This window comes from Phormidesmis priestleyi BC1401 (assembly GCF_001650195.1).
Classification (GTDB): domain Bacteria; phylum Cyanobacteriota; class Cyanobacteriia; order Leptolyngbyales; family Leptolyngbyaceae; genus Phormidesmis_A; species Phormidesmis_A priestleyi_B.
In genome coordinates, this window is the sequence record NZ_LXYR01000014.1 from 73,582 (window position 1) to 94,629 (window position 21,048).

The window sequence follows — 21,048 nt, forward strand, 5'->3', positions numbered from 1 at the left end:
ACGACCCCCACAACCCCGCCGAGATCGAAGCCTGCGAAGTCTGCCGCAAGCACGTCTGGAACCGCGAAGAGTAAGAATTCTAGATTGACTTACGCATCCGAGTCGTATTCAACGCAGATCGCCAGACCTGCTAACAATTCTTTAAGTCGATCGATTTCAATCCTTATTTAAAGCATCTCGATCGCGCTGTCGAGCAATTCCGATCCCAACTTCTATAAGCCGTATCCCTCCAGACATATTCCTCCTTATAACTTGTGGAGGATGTTAGAAGCCCCTTAACTCAGCCATTCTGGCTACAAGCGTTGTTTTACACAATTACCGGGCTTGGCTGACGCAATAGTTTGATTGCGAGGGTTTGGCGATGGAGAGGAAATTTCTATGTTTCAACTTTCAAATGTTAATTGGGAACTCAGTCAGATTCCCTGGCTAATGCAGATTCCCGTCGATCGGGGACTCAACACTCCCGAACAGGCATCATTAGTATTTTCAGGTCCAAGATTCTTTGTGGCGCTAATCGCAGGATTAGTATTAGCGTTTGCGTTCCAAATTTTGTTAACAAACCTGTCCGTTGCGGCAGGTATTTCTTATTTAGGGCGTTCTTCTAATTCTGATCATGACGACTCTCATGAATCAGGCAGCGTTGGCGGAACGGTTCGCAAAATCGAGTTTGCCGTGGGCTTATGGACTCTGGTTACCGTGACCATTGCGTTATTTGTCGCGTGTTTGTTGGCGGTCAAACTAAGTCTGCTGTCTAGTGCAGGGTTAGGCGCGATCGTCGGTCTAGTGATTTGGGGCGCTTATTTTGTTCTGTTAGTCTGGTTTAGCTCAACCACCGTTGGCTCTCTCGTTGGCTCATTGGTAAACAGCGCTACGTCCGGCTTTCAAGCGATTTTAGGCACGGCAACGGCGGCTGTCGGCGCAAAAGCGATCAACCAACAAGTGGTGTCTACGGCTGAAGCAGCAGCGGCGGCAGTTCGGCGCGAGTTGGGCAGCGCGATCGATCCAACTCACATCCGCGACTCGATCGAAGACTATCTCGAAAAAGTGCGTCCGCCTCAGTTGGACATGAAACACATTCGCGGCGAGTTTGAGAAGCTGATCAATGACCCAGAATTGCAGTCGATCGCGGGAAGCACGTCTCCCACTGAGGTTATCGAGCGTCTGCGGCACATCGATCGCAGCACCTTCTCAAATCTGATTAGCAATCGCACTGATCTCTCTAAAAAAGATGCCAGTCGATTAGTGGATCAGTTGGAATCGGTTTGGCAAAAAACTCTGGGTCAGTTTCAGCAACGCAAAGACCCCAATGCCGAACTGATGGACTATCTGAAAACGGTTCAGTCTGGCTCAGTCAACACCAATGAGTTGAATGCAAAGCTCGATCGTCTGACCGAAGAAGTTCGTCGCCAGGGTCAAACGATGCAAAACCCGCAGCAGTCTGGAATGGCTGCAATGGGTCAGCCTTCTCAACCAGGGCAGTCCAGCATGATCGACCAAGCGATGCAGTTTGGATTTGGCACGCTCATGAGCACTGTCATGGGACGCACTGACCTCTCTGACATTGATGTCGAAAAGATTTTAGGACAATTCAAAACCGCGAAAGACAAAGTAACTCAAGGCGCAAAGCAAGTCGGGAGCCAGATCTCTGAAAAGACTTCGGGCTTCAGCCCAGTGAAAGCAGATGTCGAAAACTATCTGCTCAACACCTACTCCTGGCATCTAAATCGGGAGACGCTAGAAACTGAGTTTAGAGACGTTCTCTACGATCCTGAAGCCAACCCAGCTTTGGTGCGTCGTCAGCTAGAGCAGCTAAATCGCGGCGACTTTGTAGCCCTGCTGAATCAGCGCGGCGATTTGCCTGCTGCCAGAGTTGCAGAGGTTGCAGACCAGCTAGAGACGATTCGGACTGCTATTTTAGGCTCAGTGCAAACGGCTGATGAGCAAGGTCAGTCTCAAGATCTGCGGAGTCGCCTTGAGAACTATCTGCGATCGACCGACAAATCCGAACTTAACCCCGACGGAATCGAGCGAGATCTGTCTCTGCTGCTGCACGACCCTGAAGCGGGCTTTGATGCTTTACAGGGTCGTCTAGGTCAATTCGATCGAGATACGATTGTGCAGCTATTGGCGCAGCGCCCTGATATGTCTCAAGAAGAAGCCGATCGCATCGTCAGCCAAGTTGAAGGCGTGCGCGATCGCGTTCTCAACTCGGCAAAGACGACTCAAGATCGCGTCAAATCTGAAGCCGATGCCCTGCGGATCAGAGTCGAGTCTTATCTGCAAAACACCAACAAAGAGGAACTCAATCCTGACGGCATCAAGCGCGATTTCAAACTGCTGTTAGACGATCCGCAAGCGGGTGCGTCTGCGTTGCGCGGTCGGTTGAGTCAGTTCGATCGAGACACGCTCGTGCAGCTACTGGGTCAACGCAAAGACATGACCCCCGAAGAAGCCGATCGGGTCGTCAGTCAGCTTGAAGACGTGCGTCACAACATTCTTCACGCGCCACAAATCGCAGCAGGTAAGGCAAAAGAACAGGTTGATCAGGTCACCACTAAAGTCTCCGACTATCTGCGAAACACCAACCTGCAAGAACTCGACCCCGATGGCATCAAGCAAGACTTGAACACGCTCTTGCACGACCCCAAAGCAGGAGCCTATGCCCTGGGATCACGGCTTTCTCAGGTCGATCGAGAGACGCTGGTTAAACTTCTTAGCCAACGTCAAGACTTGAGCGAAGAGCAGGTCAATCAAATCATCGATCAAGTTCAAGGATCGCTGCGCAGCATTGCTCGTGCGCCTCGTCGTCTAGCCGCCCGGACTCAACAGCGAGTCATGAACTTTGAATCGGCGCTAGAAGGCTATCTCCGCAACACTCACAAAGCGGCACTCAACCCTGAGGGCATCAAGCACGACCTGCAAATCATGCTGCGTGACCCTCGCCTAGGCTTGAGCAACTTGGGAACTCGCGTTACAGAAATCGATCGCCCGACGATCGTGGCTCTGCTTGCCCAACGTCAAGACATGACCGAAGAAGAAGCCAATCGCGTCGTCGATCAAGTTCTCTCGGTGCGTGACCAATTTATGGCGCAAATTCAGGGCATCCAAGACCGTCTTCAGTCGGTGGTTGACGGCATCTTTGCCAGAATCCGCGACTACTTGAATGGTCTCGATCGCCCTGAACTCAACTATGAAGGCATTCGTCAAGACGTGCGGACGATGTTCCACGATCCCCAAGCTGGCTTTGATGCCATGCGCGATCGTCTAGGCAGCTTCAATCGCGAAACGCTAGTGGCGCTTCTTAGCTCTCGTGAAGACATCTCAGAAGCCGATGCCAACCGCGTCATCGATCAAATTGAAGGCGCACGAAATACTGTTCTGCAACGGGCAGAGCGCGTTCAAGAAGAGGCACAGCGTCGTCTAGAAGCGGTCAAACGTCAGGCAAAGAAGCAAGCAGAAGAAACACGTAAAGCCGCTGAGACTGCCGCATGGTGGTTGTTTGGCACTGCCATCGTATCGGCTGCGGCTTCTGCAATTGCCGGAGCGATCGCCGTTTCCTAACAGCGGTTCACCGGAATCACAACACAGCCTCCCAAATGGGGGGCTTTTTTAATCGCGGTCAATGTCAGAATAGAGCCAAGAAGTCTCAGAGGACATCGTTATGGTGCAATACAACCCGTTGCAGTCTCTGCCGACCGAAGACGATCTGCCCGACAGTGACGACACGCCCGTGGATAACGAACTTCAAATCCTGATTCCGAGCTTACTGCGAGCCATTCTCGCCCTCCTGTGGGCAGACCGAATGGACTGGTTTTTAGGATTCAACATGGGCGTTTATTATGAAGTTGGGCAACCCGCGATCGTGCCCGATGGCTTTCTCAGTGTGGGTGTTCCTCGGCAAAAACGAGCCAACGGCAGACGCAGTTATGTGATCTGGCAAGAACAAGTTGTTCCTCAGTTTGTCTTGGAGTGCGTCTCTCATGCTTACGGCGGCGAGTATGACACCAAAGTCGCAAAGTACGCGCAAATCGGTGTACTTTACTATGTCATCTACAATCCTGAATTCTATCGGCGCAACAAACACGACTCCTTTGAGGTCTATCGTCTCGTCAATGGGCGCTATATACAGCAGCCCGGAAATCCGGTCTGGATGCCCGAATTAGGACTAGGCATCGGGGTTGAGCAAGGAACCTTTGAAGGCTGGACGCAGAACTGGCTGTATTGGTATGACTCTCAGGGTCAGCGTCTAGCCAGCCCTGACACGATGATTACACAGGAGCGACAACGGGCAGACCAGGAGCAACAACGGGCAGACCAGGAGCAACGACGCGCAGATGAAGAACGACAACGGGCAGACCAGGAGCAACAACGCGCGGATGAAGGACGACAACTAGCAGACGAAGAACGACAACGGGCAGACGAAGAGCGACGGCTAAGAGAAGACTTGCTGAATCGACTGCGCGATCGAGGAATCAACCTTGACGATCTCTAATCGCGCTCCGATCGGGCAAGTTTAGTTTTGCAGAACAGCTCGCCTCGCTATCATTCAAGTAATTGACAAAACTCAATGACCTAAGCGCGATAAAATCAAAACCTTAAAAGAGCTTCGGAGGTTAAGACCCTTCGATCGTGGGGAAAGCAACAGTCATGGCGCTAATTGTTCAGAAATACGGGGGCACCTCTGTTGGGTCGGTCGATCGCATTCAAGCCGTCGCCCAGCGAGTTGTCAAAACCGTCAACGCTGGAAACTCAGTCGTTGTTGTGGTTTCGGCAATGGGCAAAACGACCGATGGATTGGTCAAACTCGCCCATGAGATATCGAGCAATCCGAGTCGGCGCGAGATGGATATGCTGCTTTCGACCGGAGAACAGGTGACGATCGCGCTTCTCAGCATGGCACTGCAAGAGCTTGGACAGCCCGCCGTTTCGCTCACAGGTGCCCAAGTCGGCATCGTTACCGAAGCGCACCACACCCGCGCCCGGATTTTGAACATCGCTACCGATCGCTTAGAGCGCCACCTCAAAAAGGGCGAAGTGATCGTCGTCGCCGGGTTTCAAGGAGTCAGCCGCACCGAGGATCTAGAAATCACAACCCTAGGTCGAGGCGGCTCCGACACGTCTGCTGTCGCGCTTGCCGCCGCCCTCAAAGCTGACTTTTGCGAGATTTATACCGATGTTCCAGGCATTCTCACGGCTGACCCGCGACTGGTCGAAGATGCCCAGTTAATGACCGATATCACCTGCGACGAGATGCTTGAACTCGCCAGCTTAGGGGCAAAAGTGCTGCATCCCCGAGCGGTTGAGATTGCCCGTAATTATGGAATGCCCTTGGTTGTGCGATCGAGTTGGACAGACGATCCCGGAACTTGGGTCACGTCGCCAATGCCGCAGCCTCGATCGCTCGAAGGACTCGAAATCGCCCGTCCCGTCGATGCCGTAGAATTTGACACCGATCAAGCCAAAGTTGCCTTACTGCGAGTGCCCGATCGTCCGGGAATTGCCTCGCGCTTGTTTGGTGAAATCGCGACTCAGAGTTTAGATGTTGATCTCGTGATTCAATCCATTCACGAAGGTAATACCAACGACATTGCGTTTACCGTTACCAAAAATTCTCTCAATCGTGCAGAAGCCGTTGCCAATGCCATCATTCCCGCATTAACTGCCCATCAGCCTTCCAGTTTAGAAAAAGCGCCCGAAGTGATGGTAGAACCGCAGATCGCCAAAGTCACGATCGCCGGAGCCGGAATGATTGGTCGTCCAGGAGTTGCCGCTCGAATGTTCTCCACTCTGGCAAACGCTGGCATCAACATTCAAATGATTTCGACTTCTGAAGTGAAAGTCAGTTGTGTGATTGATCAACGCGACTATGAGAACGCGATCGTGACCCTGTGCCACGCGTTTGACATCACTCAGTCAGCCATCGATCGTCAACCCAAACCCCAAGAAACCCTCACGGCTCAAAACCCCGTTCGTGGTGTTGCCCTCGATCTCAAGCAAGCCCAATTAGCGATTCGTCATGTGCCCGATCGTCCTGGCATGGCGGCAAAGATCTTCCAACTTCTTGCAGACAACAATGTCAGCGTCGATATGATTATTCAATCTCAGCGCTGCCGAGTGCTCAACGGCGTGATGACTCGCGATATTGCCTTTACCGTCGCCCAAATGGATGCAGAAACCGCTCGGACTGTTTTAGAAACGGCGGCTCCTGAGTTGGGCTGTGGTGAAATCGTTGTGGATATGGCGATCGCCAAAGTCAGCATTGTTGGCTCAGAGATGGTCGGTCAACCTGGGGTCGCTGCCCGAATGTTTGACGCGCTGTATCAGCAAAAAATCAACATCCAAATGATCGCAACATCTGAGATCAAGGTCAGTTGTGTCGTCGCAGAAGATCAGGGAGTGATGGCTCTACGGGCAATTCATCACGCTTTTGGTTTAGCAGGAACCCAAACAATTCAGGTTTCAGCATAAATATCTGTACAATTGGCATATCCACCTAGACAAGCTGTAATTTGCAATGAGTGACAAAGAAGCAGTGCTTGAACTTATAAAGCGTTTACCTGCCACCGTATCTTTACGCGAAATTCTGCGAGAAATTGAGTTTATTGCGGCGGTCAAAGAGGGCTTGGATGAAATTGATCAAGGACAGGGGATATCTGTTGAATCAGTAGAGCAGATGATTGCAGTATGGACTACACCGTAGTCTTATCTCCAAAGGCAGTTAGAGATTTGGAGACGATCGTTCGATATATCGCCTTAAACAATTCAGAAGCAGCCAGCAAGATCGGTCAAAATCTCCTCAACAAGACTAAGGAACTGCGTCAATTCCCATTCAAGGGTCAGCAGGTGCCAGAATTCAGCAGTCCTGATATTCGGCAGATCATCCTTAAACCGTACCGCATCGTATATCGAGTCGAAGAGGATAAAAGGCGCATTAGTGTTGCTCGGTTCTGGCATTCATCTCAAGAAAACCTAGAACTTTGAGGATGTAATGGCAAACAACTGAGAGTCCTCGACACTTGACAATCAAATCTAGCTGTGTCTATATTTAGCTATGCAGATGAATATCAATACCTAGATGTTCGTCTCATGGGCACTATCTCTGATCCTTAGGTCAATGCACACCCAGTATTCTGGTCTAGCGTTTATCTGAGAGGGGAGATTCTATTTTAGGTAAACGCTGGTTCAGCATGTTGGGTATGCGCTGGTGTGAGGCTTAGAGATAGTGCGTTTGAGACGTTTACCAATAGGTGACAAATTAGTAGTTTCCCTAACCAGTGGGAGTCTTGCTGATTATGTCCAATATTCCTCTGTTAATAAACTTATTGGCAAGGCAAATTCATGATGACTTCCAAGCAAAAACGCGCTAAGACGGCTCAACTGCTCCGCGAGTTTGGTCCTCAATGTTTTTGGTGTGGGTGTGACCTACCTCCAGGAACGCAAACCCTCGACCACCTGAAACCCAAGAGTCGAGGCGGCTCTAATTCACTAGAAAACCTGAGACTCGCCTGTTTTTCATGCAACAACTTTCGCGGAGATAGTCTCTTTCCACCTCGAAAGCCGTTCAAACGTTAATCAATTTTTAGGGACGTGGATTAAATAACATAGACAATCACAAAGTCTCGGATCATCCTCATTCCGACCTTTTCCTACCAAGAAAGTTGGAATGAGGGGACATCTCTGGAGTTATTTAATCCACGATCTTTAGTTAACAGTGAGGAAAAAATGCACGAACTTTTGATATTCAATGATGAGAAACTTTTGCGTCGATCGCTCACCCATCGCTCCTACGTCAACGAAAATCCTGGAGAAAATGGAGACAACGAGCGCCTAGAGTTTTTGGGTGATGCAATCCTCAACTTCATTAGTGGCGAGTATCTTTATCGGATTCATCCTGAACTGGGAGAAGATCAAATGACACGGCGACGTTCTGCACTTGTAGACGAACGACAACTAGCTAGATTTGCTACGGAGGTAGGTCTAGATTTCAGAATGCGATTAGGGCAAGGTGCAATCCGCGATGGTGGATATCAAAATCCTAATCTTCTCAGCAGTACTTTCGAGGCAGTCGTTGGAGCTTATTATTTAGACCACGATCGAGACATCGAGACACTACGTCCTTTAGTAGAACAGCTCTTTGACTCTGTACCTCAAGGTGTTACGGTAGCTCGATCAAGTGTAGATTCAAAAAACAAGTTTCAGGAATTCGCACAGGCAAATGGTGCACTAACCCCTCCAAAGTACGTTACAGAAAAACTAGGTGGAGAAGATCATGCGCCGGAGTTTGTCTCTAAGGTTTATATAGGCGACAAACATTACGGTGAAGGGAAAGGTCGTAGCAAGAAAGATGCAGAAAAACAGGCTGCTGAAGATGCTATATCCAAGTTGAAGAAACGAGGCTTGATTTGATGCAGCATAATCGACGAGGGCGTAACTGAAGGTTTATCCGTCAACGTTGAACAAATGGAAGTAGCCGGGTTCGCCTTCGGGCACTAAAAAACAGTCGATCGTGTGATGCGATCGACTGCTTTCAAATTAATTCAGGTGTGGACTACATCATGCCCATGCCGCCCATGCCGCCCATGCCGCCCATACCACCCATACCACCCATGCCGCCCATGTCAGGCGCACCGCCGCCAGCAGACTTCGGCTCAGGCTTCTCGACAACGAGCGCTTCGGTGGTGAGCACCATACCCGCGATCGAGGCAGCATCTTGCAGCGCCGATCTCACCACCTTTGCCGGATCGACAATTCCAGAAGCGATTAAGTCTTCGTAGGTGTCAGTCAGCGCGTTATAGCCGACGTTGAAGTCTAGACCCCGGACTTTCTCGACGACTACAGAACCTTCAACACCCGCATTATCAGCGATTTGCTTCAGAGGCGCTTCAAGCGCTTTCATTACAATGTTTGCGCCGATTTTCTCTTCATCGTTGAGGGTTTCCTTGAACGCTTCGAGTTTGACAGCTAGGTGAATCAGCGTGGTGCCACCACCCGGAACAATGCCTTCTTGAACGGCTGCTTTCGTCGCGTTGAGGGCATCTTCGATGCGGTTTTTGCGATCTTTAAGTTCGGTTTCGGTTGCAGCACCGACTTTGATGACGGCAACGCCACCCGCCAGTTTCGCAATCCGCTCTTGAATTTTCTCTTGATCGTAGTCAGAGTCAGAGCGCTCTAGTTCACTTCGCAGTTGAGCAACGCGCTTTTGAATGTCGCTCGAATTGTCACCACCTGCCACGATCGTGGTCGTATCTTTAGTGATCGTCACTTTGCGGGCAGAACCCAGCATTTCTAACGTCACAGTGTCGAGGCTCAAGCCCATGTCTTCAGAGATGACCTGACCGCTGGTGAGAACGGCAATATCTTGCAGCATTGCTCGACGACGTTCGCCAAAGCCAGGAGCTTTAATCGCTGCCACGCTAAGGACACCGCGTAAACGGTTGACTACCAGCGTTGCAAGTGCCTCTCCTTCGATATCTTCAGCGATGATCAGCAGTGGTTGTCCCCCACGAGCGATCTTCTCCAAAACCGGAATCAGGTCTTGAATCGAGCTGATTTTCTTGTCAGCAAGCAAAATCGCAACGTTCTCAAATTCTGTGATCAGACGCTCAGTGTCGGTGATGAAATAAGGCGAGAGATAGCCGCGATCGATTTGCATCCCTTCGACCAGATCCATCTCAGTGGCGAGAGACTTTGATTCTTCGACCGAGATCACGCCATCTTTACCGACTTTATCCATCGCTTCAGAAATCATTGCGCCGACTTCTTCATCACCACCAGAGGAGACGGTTGCGACTTGCGCGATCGCGTTGCCTTCAACGGGCTTGGCGACAGCGGCGATTTCTTCCACGATTTTGGCGACGGCTTTCTCAATGCCGCGTCGTAAACTGACCGGATTGGCACCTGCTGCCACGTTCTTCATGCCTTCACGGATCAGCGCTTGGGCAAGGACTGTTGCAGTCGTGGTGCCGTCTCCAGCCAAATCTTTGGTTTTAGAAGCCACTTCGCGAATCAGAGCCGCGCCTGTGTTTTCGAGCGGGTCTTCGAGTTCGATTTCTCTGGCGATCGTCACCCCATCATTAACAATTTGAGGGATGCCAAATTTCTTTTCGAGCAATACGTTGCGCCCCTTGGGACCTAGCGTAACTCTCACGGCATCCGCAAGAGCATTGACACCTCGCTCAAGCGCCTGCCGAGCTTCGTCTTTAAAGACCACAAACTTTGCCATATCAATTCCCCAGTTCTCTACCTAGAAATTTAGCACTCGATCGGGCAGAGTGCTAATTAAGATTAGATCGGAAAACCGAACGAGTAAGGACGAAAGCTGAAAATTGGGTTTTCTCCACCGAGGGAATGAACCGTCCCATCAAATTGATTCCTAAAGGCGATCGACAACAAATCCACCCGATGATGCCGTAGAGACGTTTCGGTGGAACGTCTCCTCGATTCCGCCATGACCCAAGATCCATCACACGATCGTTCGCGGCATTCGTCGCATCTCAGCCTCTACGCAAAATGAAATCTTTTACTCAACAACCGACAAGATGGCAAACGGCTCTCATCCTCACCGTAGGAATTTTGGCAGTTTCAACCGCAGCGATTTTAGTCCGGTTGGCGACTCGCGAGGCAAATCTATCGACCGTCGGATTTAGCTTAGTGTTAGCTGCGTCTCGGTTAATCATTGCCTCGCTGGTGCTGCTTCCCAATTGGCAAACGATTCGCCGCAGCAATCTAAGTTTTTCTGCGCTGCGATATTCAGGACTTGCCGGAGTTGCACTTGCTGCTCACTTTGCCACCTGGATTACTTCATTGTCGTATACGTCAATCGCTGCCTCAACGACGATCGTCACGACTACTCCGATTTGGGTCGCTCTTCTCTCGTGGCTGTGGTTTGGTGAGAAGCCCAATCGCGTCATGGGGCTAGGCATCCTCGTCGCGTTGATTGGAGGAGTCACGATCGGCTGGGAGACGGGCAATTCCACAGGTGCAAATCCACTTTTAGGAAACGCACTGGCGCTGATTGGAGCCTGGACAGCCAGCCTATATCTATTATTGGGACGAGAGGCACAGCGACGGAATTTAAGTGTAGGCAGCTACAGCACGATCGCTTACAGTGTGGCAGCAGTTGTGCTGTTGCCGTTGCCCTTAATCGCTGGAACCGCTTACACAGGCTATTCTTCGCTCACCTATGGGTTAATGGTGCTGATGGCGATCGTTCCTCAACTCATCGGGCATACGAGCTTAAATTGGGCAGTCCGTTGGGTGTCACCGACGCTGATAACGCTGCTCAATCTATTTGAGCCAGTCGCCTCTAGCGGACTGGCGCTTGTGATGTTTGGAGAAGTGCCCGGAATGCAGGTTCTGATCGGCGCAATCATTTTGTTGATTGGGGTAGGAGTCGCGATCGCCGCTAAACGGTAGTGGGATTAAAAATTTACCTTTTCTAGCAAGGCAATCACGGCTAACTCATCCGATCGCAGCGCATAGTTATCTTCTGCGACCACACCGACAAATTTTTGCATCGCCTCCTGCAATGACTCATCTAAATAAGCCTCTAAAACGGCAGGATGCACATAATATTTCCGGCATGTTGCCGGACGGTTGCCCAAATGAGCAGCGACGGTTTTGAGTACCTGCGTGATGTTTTTCTTAGCGGCAGTTTGGGAGGTGAAAACGCCAATCTCAACTAAGTGGGATGCCGCTAAAACGGTGCCTGCCCAGGTGCGAAAGTCTTTTGCGGTGAAGTCATGACCTGTAATTTCTCTCAGATAATCGTTGACATCAGTAGAGGTGACATCGTGCGGCTGTCCGTCTTCAGCAATGTATTGAAATAACTCTTGACCCGGAATCTCTTGGCAGCGTTTGACAATGTTGGCGAGCCGACGATCGCGCACCTCAATCTCGTGATCCACGCCACTTTTGCCGCGAAACTGAAACTGAATTTTAGAGCCAGAAATCTGCACATGCTCATCGTGCAGCGTCGTCATGCCATAAGAGTGATTGGTCTTAGCATATTCTTCATTGCCCACGCGAATGCGAGTTATCTCCATCAGTTTGACGATCGCTGCCAGCACTTTTTGTTTGGGCAACCCTGACGCTGACAAATCGCGATCAAGTCGCCTGCGAATATCGGGTAACGATTGACTAAACGCAATCATGCGCGTAAATTTTGTCTGGTCGCGAATCGATCGCCAGAGCGGATGATAGCGATATTGTTTGCGTCCTTTTGCGTCGCGTCCAGTCGCCTGCAAGTGACCATTGGCAAACGGGCAGATCCAGACATGATGATAGGCGGGAGGAATCGCCAACGACTCAATGCGACGAATTTCTTCAGCACTGCGAATCGTCTTGCCGTCAACCCCTACATAGGTGAACGTTCTTTTGCTCGATCGATGCCGCTTAATGCCCGGAATGTCATCCGTGACATATCGCAAACCGACTGCCTCAGCCGATTCTACCGGACTGGTCGGAGCCTCAGCAGACATTGCTGCCTCAATTTCGTCCTTCAGAATCTGCGGTTCAACATTAAGCGTCATTGATGTTTAGGTTGAAGATTATGTTGCTCTATAACAACCACCCTAAGCAATTCGAGATAATCTGAAATCTGCCCAGTAGCAATACTCCGGACATTTTTTTGAACGGTTCCACAAGGCTTTCAGAGTTTATGGTTCAAGGATCGAGCTATTTTTTCAAAGTTAGCTCTGCCTCTGACTTGGAAAAAAAGATCTTGTCCACGGCAGAATAAGGGTTTGAGCCTTAAAATCTGCTCAAATTTTGTCCGGAGTATTGCAGTAGACTACGCAAAAAGAATGACTGGGAATAACTCTGATCGTTGACCACACCTTTAATGATGGCAAAACGGATGCTGATATGACGTTAGACCTCCTGCACGAATCCTTCGCCCTCACCCTAGCCCTCTCCCTAAGGAGAGGGAACAAGAGGTTCTAGCTCCCTTCTCCCTGGGGAGAAGGGTTGGCGAGGGCTTGCCCCACTTCGTGAGGAGGGCTGTCCAGGTTCACGCAGGAGGTCTATTGATCTAAATAGCAGTGCAACCCACAAACTTATTTGATGAAACACGATGCAAATCAATCTTCCTGACGTTTTAGCAGACGTGACCGCAGCCTTTAAGCGCTATGAATCCGCTCTAATCAACAACGATGTCACAATGCTGCACGAATCATTTTTAAACAGTTCCCAGACGATTCGCTATGGCGTGACTGAAAATTTGTATGGTTATGACGCGATCGCTGCCTTTCGCGATGCCCGTTCTCCACTCAACCTCGATCGCATCCTCCGCAACACTGTGATTACTACCTATGGAGAAGACTTTGCGACCGCAAACACCGAGTTTCAGCGTAAAGGCTCTGGGCTAATCGGTCGGCAAAGCCAAACCTGGGTCAAGACTCCTGACGGTTGGCGGGTCGCCTGTGCTCACGTTTCACTGTTGGCATAAGCTGAGGTGGTGATCGATTGGGTTTCGACTGGCTTTAAACTATTCGGTATAGAGAGGCATAATCAACCTCTGCCTGTCATTCTGGCGTGCAGTCACCTAAACTGCTCTTAGTAATCGTCAGATAGTCTGCATTCGATCGAGACCTCTATTTTCCGACTCCTCTCAATTTTTAAGCTAAACCCATGAAGTCTTACCTGGCTGCCGCAATTCAAATGAATAGTCTGCCCGACTTGTCTAAAAATCTAGCTCAGGCAGAAGAACTGATCGACCTGGCAGTTCGCCAAGGCGCAGAGCTAGTTGGCTTGCCAGAAAACTTCTCGTTTTTAGGAGATGAAGACGCAAAACTCGCCCAATCAGAGACGATCGCTCAAGAAAGCGAGAAGTTTATCAGAACGATGGCGCAGCGCTTCCAAGTGTCGATCTTGGGCGGTGGCTTCCCGGTTCCGGTTGAGGGTGGCAAGGTTTACAACACGGCTCTACTCGTTGATCGCAGTGGGCAAGAAGTGGCTCGCTATGAGAAAGTCCACTTATTTGATGTCAATCTGCCAGATGGCAACACCTATCACGAATCTCAGACGGTCGTGGCAGGGCTGCGAGTTCCGCCCGTTCACCCCTCTAAAGACTTGGGCAATATTGGCATCTCGGTCTGCTACGATGTGCGGTTTCCAGAGCTTTATCGCCAACTGTCGCTGATGGGTGCCGAGGTGCTGTTTATCCCGGCGGCGTTTACCGCCTACACCGGGAAAGATCACTGGCAGGTGCTGCTGCAAGCGAGAGCGATCGAAAACACCTGTTATGTGATTGCCCCCGCCCAAACCGGACGACATAACTCGATTCGGCAATCGCACGGGCACGCAATGATCATTGATCCGTGGGGCGTGATTTTAGCCGACGCTGGAGACGAGCCGGGGGTGGCGATCGCCGCGATCGAGCCTGCTCGCTTAGAGCAAGTTCGTCGTCAAATGCCCTCGCTGCACCATCGCGTCTTTGTTTGAAGCAAAAATCGTCAAGAAATCAGTACCATTAAAAGCGACGAATAGGGCGTGACGCATGGTTGTTTCTCTTCCGTGGATGAACTTTTTAAGTGGGACTCAGTTCCTAATCAGCCAGACCGCGCCCGTTTTAGCGGCAGCGACCGAATCAGAAAATAGCCCGATCGTGCTAGCCAGCGTTTTGCTGAGTCTAGTCATCGTTTATTTTGCCAGCAAGCTAGGCGGCGAACTGTGCGCCCGAATTGATTTACCGCCCGTCTTAGGCGAATTAGTGGGAGGCGTTGCGGTCGGCGTGTCTGCGCTGCATCTGCTGGTGTTTCCAATGAGCGGAATCGATGCCAGCAGTTCTCTGATGATGCAGATGATTCAGATGAGCGCTCATCTAAGTCCAGAAAGCCTGACAGCAGTTTTTCAGTCACAGAGCGAAGTGATCTCGGTTTTGGCAGAAATCGGGGTCGTGATTTTGCTGTTTGAGATTGGGCTAGAGTCGGATCTCAAAGAACTGATTCGAGTCGGACCGCAAGCCGCGATCGTCGCTGTGGTCGGTGTCGTCGCTCCGTTTGCCCTGGGCACTGCGGGGCTAATGCTGCTCTTTCATGTCGCTGTCGTCCCCGCAATTTTCGCCGGGGCTGCTCTGACCGCAACCAGCATCGGCATCACGGCGAGAGTTTTAGCAGAGATTCAGCAGCTTGCGTCTAAAGAGGGACAAATCATCGTTGGGGCAGCCGTGCTGGATGATGTGTTGGGCATTATTGTGCTGGCGGTAGTGGCAGGGCTGGCAAAAACAGGCGAAGTGCAGGTTGGCAATGTCATTTATCTGGTGGTTAGTGCCGGAGTCTTTTTAGTAGGTTCAATCTGGTTAGGACGGTTGCTCAATCCGTTTTTTGTTGCCCTCGTCAATGAGTTGAGAACGAGAGGTCAAGTGCTAATCACGGCATTGATTTTTGTCTTTCTGCTTTCTTATATAGCCGCCGTGATTCAGCTAGAGGCGATTTTGGGAGCCTTTGCCGCTGGATTGATTTTGGCGGAAACCGAAAAACGCAAGGAACTCAAAGATCAAGTGGTGCCGATCGCAGATATGCTGGTGCCCATTTTCTTTGTGGTGGTCGGTGCCAAAACGGATATCAGCGTCCTCAACCCGTTTGTGCCCGAAAATCGGGAAGGGCTAATCACGGCGGCGTTTTTGGTGGTGGTGGCGATCGTCGGTAAGGTAGTGACGGGCTTCACATTGGTCGGGCAACCATCTTTGAATCGATGGGCGATCGGCATCGGCATGATTCCACGCGGCGAGGTCGGGCTGGTATTTGCTGCCATTGGTGCCTCTAGCGGAGTGTTGCCCGACTCGCTGCAAGCGGCGATCGTCGTTATGGTGATTTTGACGACGTTTGTTGCCCCTCCTCTGCTGCGGGTAGCGTTCTCAAATCAGGTGGCGCAGACTTCCCTGTCTGAGGAGGCTGAGATTCTCAACGAGTCTGCCCTACTCGATGATGAATTGATTGCAGAGACAACCTTGCGAGAAGATAAGCAGGCAGCAAACGAATGATTCTTCGGAATATCTGTTCATAGATAAGGCGCGATCGTTCGCTTCAACTCGTTCAAAATCCTCGAAAAATAGTTTGAGCGGAAAGCAAGTGTATTAGAATGCTGTAGCCTAAATCTAATTTTCATCGATTGGATAAATCTGGCAACAATGCTCTCCTCTAAAACACGTTGCTTTCTCACTCATTTCTCTTATGCAACCAAACTCTTTGAATAAAAATCTTATAGAACCTTTCCGAAACTTGAACGCCAATCTCTACGTCTCCAAAATTCGAGGGTGCATCAAATTTCTGTGATTTTCGCAGATTGTCCAGAAAGACCTGATCAGTTTGAGAATACTAAAGGGCAAAGATTAGATTACCGATCGCTTGAGATTTGCTGGCTCTATCAACAAAAATTGTCTTTGCCGTTGATGAATTTCCCTCACTGTAGGGAAGGCTCTACGATATTCAGTCTGTAAACCTGGAAATCTTTAGAATTTGGCATCAAGATACTATCTAACTCAGCCTTATATCTGGTCGAAAATGCGATCGATCGCAGGAATTCACCTCTTAGATTCAGATGACTTTCGATTTGTCAAACCCGTCAGAGATGCGAGGCACACCAGGAGAAATTGCTTTGAAACGCAACGGATTATTGTCTCAATTAGTTGGAAGAAAGCCAGAAAAAGTTAATGGAAACGTCGTGAAAGGAGCGGCTAATTTCTGCTTTTTTCTGTTACCTTTTGCCCTTTTTCTGATTACACTGCCCGCTCAAGCAGCCAGACTGCAATTTTGGCGGTTTGATGCCAACCAAAACAGTTTAGAGTTCACCACTGATCAAGGAGTGCAGCCTAGAGCGCAACTGATTGCCAATCCGACTCGGTTGGTGATTGACCTGCCGGGAATTCAACTCGGTCGCCCTGCTGTAACTCAACCTGGGAATGGCAGCTCGATTCAATCGCTGCGAGTGGGGCAGTTCGATCGAGACACCGCGCGCATTGTGGTGGAGTTGGCACCGGGTTACACGATCGATCCCAATCAAGTGCGGTTTCGAGGGGCATCTCCCCAAAATTGGACGGTGCAACTCCCGACTCCTCAATTGACCTCGGCTCCGAGTCCTGTCACGTCGGGCGATCCATCATCGGTGACAGTGCCAACGATCGGCTCCACCAATCCGGGGACGGCGACTTCGACTACGCAGATTCAAAGCATTCAGCCGACACCCGACGGATTTTTTATTCGTACGAGTGGCGGTCAGCCAGAGATTCGAGTGCAGCGCACGGGCGATCGTCGTCAGATGCTCGTCGATCTCTACGGAGCGTCGATTTCGCCAAATCTGTCATCTCGTGACTTTCTCGTCAACCGCAACGGAGTCAATCGGGTGCAGGTGACGCAACTGCAATCGTCTCCTCCGGTAGTGCGCTTGACGCTGTTGATGTCGTCGCCCAGTAGTGGTGACTGGCAGGCGAGTGCAAGCGGCTCAAATGGCATTGTGCTGCTGCCTCAAGCTGGGACGGCAAGCAATCCCGTCAGCAATCAACCTCCGCTGCTTCGCACAGGGTTAGCCACCGTGCGATCGGTCGAGTTAGATGAAGGCAGCCGACAACTATTGATTCGCTCTGATCGTCCGATCCTCTATACCTCTGGTTGGGATCGAGCGTCGGGAGCCTATCGAATTACGATTCCGTCTGCGCTATTGGATCGATCAGTGCAAGGACCCCGACTCACGGCGAGTAGTCCGTTGCTGCAAGTGCGTTTGCGACAAGAAGATCCCAGTACGGTAGCGATTTTGCTTCAGCCCGCGTCAGGGACTCAAATTGGGGAAATTAATCAACCCACTCAGCAGCTTCTTGCCCTGCAACTGCGGCGATCGTCTCTCTTCCCGGTGCCGCCATTGTCAGGGTCTCCAGGCTCTAATATTCCGGTGCCACCTGCGACAAATGTGCCGCCTATCTCTCTACCGCGCGTTCCAAATGGCAAAATCGTGGTGGTTGTCGATCCAGGGCACGGCGGACCAGACCCCGGAGCCGTGGGAATTAGCGGTCTGCAAGAAAAAGAAATTGTCATGGATATCAGTCGTCAAGTTGCAGCCGCTCTAGAGCAGCAGGGCATTCAGTCGGTGTTGACTCGCACCACCAACGATGTTGATGTCGATTTAGAACCTCGCGTCAGCCTCGCAGAGCGAATCAACGCCACGCTGTTTGTCAGCATTCATGCCAACTCGATCAGCCTTAGCCGTCCAGATATTAGTGGCTTAGAAACCTATTATTATCAGAGCGGAGCAGGGCTAGCCCGATCGATTCACAACAGCGTCCTGCAAGGAACGGGGATTCAAGACCGGGGCGTTCGGACGGCACGATTTTATGTGTTGAGAAAAACTACAATGCCATCAGTTCTGGTTGAAGTGGGGTTTGTCACAGGGCGAGACGATGCCTCTAAACTCTCGACGGCTGCTTATCGCAAACAGATGGCAGACTCGATCGCTCGCGGAATTTTGCAGTACCTTCGCTAACAGTCTGCACTCGTATAGATTGAGCCGATCGGCGTTAGCGTTTAGACTTAAAATCGTTTAGGCTTCTGCCTCGTTGGGGGTTTAAAGCCTTTGGATAGAGTGTGTGTGAGGAGTTAGCGTTCATTCATGAAAAATCAACCATCCGATTTTGGTCGGCAAACTGAGTTTTCGCTCAATCAATTTCCGTCTAGTCAAGCCTCGATCGGAGTGTTTGACAGTGGTGTTGGAGGGCTAACGGTTTTACGAGAGCTTTATCGTCAACTGCCTAACGAGTCGATCCTCTATTTTGGAGACACGGCTCGTTTGCCCTATGGAACAAAATCCCAAAGCGAAATCCTCCAGTATGTGCGAGAGATTCTCGCCTGGATGGTGCAGCGTGGGGTCAAGATGGTGATCATGGCGTGCAACACAAGTTCGGCACTGGCGATCGAGACGGTTCGCTCTGAGTTTCCGACGTTGCCGATTTTGGGCGTGATTTTGCCAGGGGCACGAGCCGCTGTGCAGGTAGGCAAGCGCATCGGCGTGATTTCGACCCCTGCAACAGCCGCCAGTAATGCCTATCGGGACGCAATTTTAGAAGTTGATCCCACCGCAGAGGTTTGGCAGGTTGGCTGTCCTGAGTTTGTGCCGATCATCGAAGCAAACCGCATTGATGAACCTTACACCTACCAGGCTGCGCGAGACTACTTAGAGCCGCTGCTTGAGCAGCAAATTGATACGCTCGTCTATGGCTGCACTCACTATCCGCACCTTGCTCCAGTGTTGAAATCGCTGCTGCCCCGGTCGGTGCAGCTTATCGACCCCGCTGTGCATGTCGTTGCGGCAGCGTCTCAAGAACTCGATCTGTTGGGCTTAAAACAAAGTCGATCGCCCAGACCCACTGAGTTTTGTGTCAGCGGCAATCCCCAACCGTTTATCAAAATTTCTCGACAATGGTTAGGCTGCACTCCTCTCGTTCAGCAGGTGAGCTTGCCAAGCGTAATTTGGAAGTCGATCGCCCTAGAGTCAGAATCAACGTCGTTTTGAGAATTGAGTCGGCTAGAATTTGACCGCTTAAATAAATTCTGGGTGCGACCTTTATGAAGATTTTGTGCTCAAGTCTCTAACGTGATTTGCATTGCATTCTGTGGAACTCTTTTAAAGACTGTAGCGACTGCTCAGATTTGTTCCACCCTAATTTCTATCTCAATGGCTTTAGAATCCTTTCAAAATCATGTGTTTGTGATTGAAGACGATCGTGGGCGACGAGAGTTGAGGCTAGAAGAAGTCACTTACTCGATCGGGCGTGATCCTAAGTGCGATATTCGGTTGGAATCTCAATTTGTGTCTCGTCGTCACGCAACGCTGTTGCAGTTGCCCAATGATGATGGTACCCACTATTACCGGATTGTAGATGGCACACTCAGAGGCAACCCCAGTGCAAATGGGCTGCTGATTAATAGTCGTAAGTTAGGCACCCGCGATTTGCAAAATGGGGATGAAGTGATTTTTGGTCCGCAAGTGCGCGCAATTTACTATTTGCTTAAAGGAGACATTACTCTACCGACGTTATCGGATGACTTTAACACCCTGATTGGCTCGGCTGGTGACGAGCTATCTGCTTAATTTAAGGAAGTTCCCTTAATGTCTGAAGTGCCTTCTGAGTGCGAGATTAGGTGAAATCTACGGTCAAATTTACCTCGGTGTCTAACGTGGCTCCTGGGTCGAGATAGAAAAGCCGATCGCCCGTGTTCAACGCATTCCGAAGGGCGCTCCAGGGTTCTAAACAATAAAAGTCTTTGCCTTTGAGCGTCCAAAAAACCAGCGCCGAAAATTGAGGACTATAGTTGAGCGTGATGTGAGTGTGACGACTGAGATCAGAAACACTGGCAACCTGGCTGTTTAATTGAGGAAATGCCCAATCAATCTCAGCCCGATCGAAGTCAAAGACATTCAAAAATGGCTGCACCGCTTGGGACGGTTGATCCAACGCTTCAGTCGATGGAATCTCAAACTGCAATTGAGGTTTGTCCAACACCAGAAAGTAGGGATGAAACCCGATCGAGAACGGCATCGCCTCGCTAGAGTGATTGATATAGCGCTGCTGAAGAGACAACGTTTGACCTTTCAGCGTGTAGGTAAACTCAAGCTGAAAATTAAACGGATACACGGCACGGGTCTGATCGCTACTAGAGAGTCCTAGCGTCAGGCTAACCTTATCGTGAGTGACCCGATCGAGCACGTCCCACGGCAAATCTCGCGCAAACCCATGCTGTTTGAGCGTATAAGATTGCCCGTCGTGAGTGTAGGTGTTGTCTGGCAGATTGCCGCAGATCGGAAACAGAATGGGAATGCCGCCGCGCACCGACAAACTTGGGTCGGCAAATCGTGCTGTATCCATGTAGAGCAATTCTCGCCCCTGCACCTGCCAGCTTGTAATAATGCCACCTCGATCGGGCACCACTTCTAGCCGTGACTGGGCAGTCTGGTCAGTCAGAATATAAGTGTCATATTGCTGACGGCGAAACGCGATCGCAAACACAGGCATCATCCCAAGTGAATTAATAGGCTATAGAGTAACAGGTCACTGGATCACAA

General features: G+C 50.6%; 18 protein-coding genes. 14 read left to right on the top strand and 4 right to left on the bottom strand.

The genetic code is table 11. The features are described from left to right. The first annotated feature begins 378 nt into the window (after positions 1 to 378). The 7 genes from A8707_RS10125 to rnc all read left to right on the top strand — a co-directional run bounded on the left by A8707_RS10125 (position 379) and on the right by rnc (position 8,406). Complete coding sequence (locus A8707_RS10125) at positions 379 to 3,561, top strand: MFS transporter (protein WP_068816688.1); 3,183 nt, start codon at positions 379 to 381, stop codon at positions 3,559 to 3,561. Between the two features lie 100 nt (positions 3,562 to 3,661). After that, on the top strand, positions 3,662 to 4,492 hold the full coding sequence (locus A8707_RS10130) for a Uma2 family endonuclease (RefSeq protein ID WP_068816689.1): 831 nt from the start codon (positions 3,662 to 3,664) through the stop codon (positions 4,490 to 4,492). A gap of 155 nt (positions 4,493 to 4,647) precedes the next feature. Then, entirely contained in the window at positions 4,648 to 6,468 is a 1,821-nt protein-coding gene (locus A8707_RS10135) for an aspartate kinase (RefSeq protein ID WP_068816690.1), read from the top strand. A 46-nt stretch (positions 6,469 to 6,514) separates the two neighbouring features. After that, positions 6,515 to 6,700: a hypothetical protein gene (locus A8707_RS10140; protein ID WP_068816691.1), complete on the top strand. Its 186-nt coding sequence runs from the start codon at positions 6,515 to 6,517 to the stop codon at positions 6,698 to 6,700. Further along, the gene (locus A8707_RS10145) at positions 6,685 to 6,981 is read left to right on the top strand and encodes a type II toxin-antitoxin system RelE/ParE family toxin (protein ID WP_068816692.1); all 297 of its coding nucleotides are present in this window, start codon (positions 6,685 to 6,687) and stop codon (positions 6,979 to 6,981) included. The genes A8707_RS10140 and A8707_RS10145 overlap by 16 nt, the downstream gene beginning before the upstream one ends. 357 nt (positions 6,982 to 7,338) lie before the next feature. Next, positions 7,339 to 7,572 carry an HNH endonuclease gene (locus tag A8707_RS26800; protein WP_082906315.1) on the top strand — a complete coding sequence of 78 codons (234 nt, stop codon included), beginning with the start codon at positions 7,339 to 7,341 and terminating at the stop codon, positions 7,570 to 7,572. A gap of 150 nt (positions 7,573 to 7,722) precedes the next feature. Beyond that, the gene (gene rnc, locus A8707_RS10150) at positions 7,723 to 8,406 is read left to right on the top strand and encodes a ribonuclease III (protein ID WP_068816693.1); all 684 of its coding nucleotides are present in this window, start codon (positions 7,723 to 7,725) and stop codon (positions 8,404 to 8,406) included. Between the two features lie 142 nt (positions 8,407 to 8,548). Here the strand turns inward: rnc and groL are convergent, their stop codons facing one another. Together groL and A8707_RS28030 are read right to left on the bottom strand one after the other, a co-directional pair. Further along, complete coding sequence (gene groL, locus A8707_RS10155; protein ID WP_068816694.1) at positions 8,549 to 10,222, bottom strand: chaperonin GroEL; 1,674 nt, start codon at positions 10,220 to 10,222, stop codon at positions 8,549 to 8,551. 62 nt (positions 10,223 to 10,284) lie between these two features. Further along, entirely contained in the window at positions 10,285 to 10,449 is a 165-nt protein-coding gene (locus A8707_RS28030; RefSeq protein WP_156518472.1) for a hypothetical protein, read from the bottom strand. A 60-nt stretch (positions 10,450 to 10,509) separates the two neighbouring features. On the opposite strand from A8707_RS28030, the gene A8707_RS10160 reads away from it, so the two are divergent. Continuing rightward, a complete protein-coding gene (locus A8707_RS10160) occupies positions 10,510 to 11,415 on the top strand; it encodes a DMT family transporter (RefSeq protein ID WP_068816695.1) in 906 nt (301 codons plus the stop codon). A 5-nt stretch (positions 11,416 to 11,420) separates the two neighbouring features. Here the strand turns inward: A8707_RS10160 and A8707_RS10165 are convergent, their stop codons facing one another. Then, positions 11,421 to 12,530: a DNA topoisomerase IB gene (locus A8707_RS10165; RefSeq protein ID WP_068816696.1), complete on the bottom strand. Its 1,110-nt coding sequence runs from the start codon at positions 12,528 to 12,530 to the stop codon at positions 11,421 to 11,423. Between the two features lie 542 nt (positions 12,531 to 13,072). Here A8707_RS10165 and hpxZ point away from each other — a divergent pair. From hpxZ to A8707_RS10195, 6 genes are all read left to right on the top strand, one after another. Beyond that, positions 13,073 to 13,447, top strand: a complete 375-nt coding sequence (gene hpxZ, locus A8707_RS10170) for an oxalurate catabolism protein HpxZ (RefSeq protein WP_068816697.1) — start codon at positions 13,073 to 13,075, stop codon at positions 13,445 to 13,447. A 182-nt stretch (positions 13,448 to 13,629) separates the two neighbouring features. Next, positions 13,630 to 14,442 carry a carbon-nitrogen hydrolase family protein gene (locus A8707_RS10175; protein WP_068816698.1) on the top strand — a complete coding sequence of 271 codons (813 nt, stop codon included), beginning with the start codon at positions 13,630 to 13,632 and terminating at the stop codon, positions 14,440 to 14,442. Between the two features lie 76 nt (positions 14,443 to 14,518). Beyond that, a complete protein-coding gene (locus tag A8707_RS10180) occupies positions 14,519 to 15,982 on the top strand; it encodes a cation:proton antiporter (RefSeq protein WP_197484719.1) in 1,464 nt (487 codons plus the stop codon). Between the two features lie 557 nt (positions 15,983 to 16,539). After that, complete coding sequence (locus A8707_RS10185) at positions 16,540 to 18,471, top strand: N-acetylmuramoyl-L-alanine amidase (protein WP_231948003.1); 1,932 nt, start codon at positions 16,540 to 16,542, stop codon at positions 18,469 to 18,471. A gap of 126 nt (positions 18,472 to 18,597) precedes the next feature. Next, positions 18,598 to 19,497 carry a glutamate racemase gene (gene murI, locus A8707_RS10190; RefSeq protein WP_074382491.1) on the top strand — a complete coding sequence of 300 codons (900 nt, stop codon included), beginning with the start codon at positions 18,598 to 18,600 and terminating at the stop codon, positions 19,495 to 19,497. A 162-nt stretch (positions 19,498 to 19,659) separates the two neighbouring features. Next, positions 19,660 to 20,076, top strand: a complete 417-nt coding sequence (locus A8707_RS10195) for an FHA domain-containing protein (RefSeq protein WP_068816700.1) — start codon at positions 19,660 to 19,662, stop codon at positions 20,074 to 20,076. 46 nt (positions 20,077 to 20,122) lie between these two features. Here A8707_RS10195 and A8707_RS10200 read toward each other — a convergent pair whose 3' ends face one another. Next, positions 20,123 to 21,001: an aldose epimerase family protein gene (locus A8707_RS10200; protein WP_331711698.1), complete on the bottom strand. Its 879-nt coding sequence runs from the start codon at positions 20,999 to 21,001 to the stop codon at positions 20,123 to 20,125. Positions 21,002 to 21,048: the final 47 nt, after the last annotated feature.

Excerpts from the sequence above, each read along its gene's own strand:
- A8707_RS10175 (WP_068816698.1), top strand. The coding sequence starts at position 13,630 with ATGAAGTCTTACCTGGCTGCCGCAATTCAAATGAATAGTCTGCCCGAC.
- A8707_RS10135 (WP_068816690.1), top strand. The coding sequence starts at position 4,648 with ATGGCGCTAATTGTTCAGAAATACGGGGGCACCTCTGTTGGGTCGGTC.
- hpxZ (WP_068816697.1), top strand. The coding sequence starts at position 13,073 with ATGCAAATCAATCTTCCTGACGTTTTAGCAGACGTGACCGCAGCCTTT.
- A8707_RS10125 (WP_068816688.1), top strand. The coding sequence starts at position 379 with ATGTTTCAACTTTCAAATGTTAATTGGGAACTCAGTCAGATTCCCTGG.
- A8707_RS10145 (WP_068816692.1), top strand. The coding sequence starts at position 6,685 with ATGGACTACACCGTAGTCTTATCTCCAAAGGCAGTTAGAGATTTGGAG.
- A8707_RS26800 (WP_082906315.1), top strand. The coding sequence starts at position 7,339 with ATGATGACTTCCAAGCAAAAACGCGCTAAGACGGCTCAACTGCTCCGC.
- rnc (WP_068816693.1), top strand. The coding sequence starts at position 7,723 with ATGCACGAACTTTTGATATTCAATGATGAGAAACTTTTGCGTCGATCG.
- A8707_RS10140 (WP_068816691.1), top strand. The coding sequence starts at position 6,515 with ATGAGTGACAAAGAAGCAGTGCTTGAACTTATAAAGCGTTTACCTGCC.
- A8707_RS10160 (WP_068816695.1), top strand. The coding sequence starts at position 10,510 with ATGAAATCTTTTACTCAACAACCGACAAGATGGCAAACGGCTCTCATC.
- A8707_RS10165 (WP_068816696.1), bottom strand. The coding sequence starts at position 12,530 with ATGACGCTTAATGTTGAACCGCAGATTCTGAAGGACGAAATTGAGGCA.
- A8707_RS10130 (WP_068816689.1), top strand. The coding sequence starts at position 3,662 with ATGGTGCAATACAACCCGTTGCAGTCTCTGCCGACCGAAGACGATCTG.
- A8707_RS10200 (WP_331711698.1), bottom strand. The coding sequence starts at position 21,001 with ATGATGCCTGTGTTTGCGATCGCGTTTCGCCGTCAGCAATATGACACT.
- groL (WP_068816694.1), bottom strand. The coding sequence starts at position 10,222 with ATGGCAAAGTTTGTGGTCTTTAAAGACGAAGCTCGGCAGGCGCTTGAG.
- murI (WP_074382491.1), top strand. The coding sequence starts at position 18,598 with ATGAAAAATCAACCATCCGATTTTGGTCGGCAAACTGAGTTTTCGCTC.
- A8707_RS10195 (WP_068816700.1), top strand. The coding sequence starts at position 19,660 with ATGGCTTTAGAATCCTTTCAAAATCATGTGTTTGTGATTGAAGACGAT.
- A8707_RS28030 (WP_156518472.1), bottom strand. The coding sequence starts at position 10,449 with ATGGCGGAATCGAGGAGACGTTCCACCGAAACGTCTCTACGGCATCAT.
- A8707_RS10185 (WP_231948003.1), top strand. The coding sequence starts at position 16,540 with ATGACTTTCGATTTGTCAAACCCGTCAGAGATGCGAGGCACACCAGGA.
- A8707_RS10180 (WP_197484719.1), top strand. The coding sequence starts at position 14,519 with ATGAACTTTTTAAGTGGGACTCAGTTCCTAATCAGCCAGACCGCGCCC.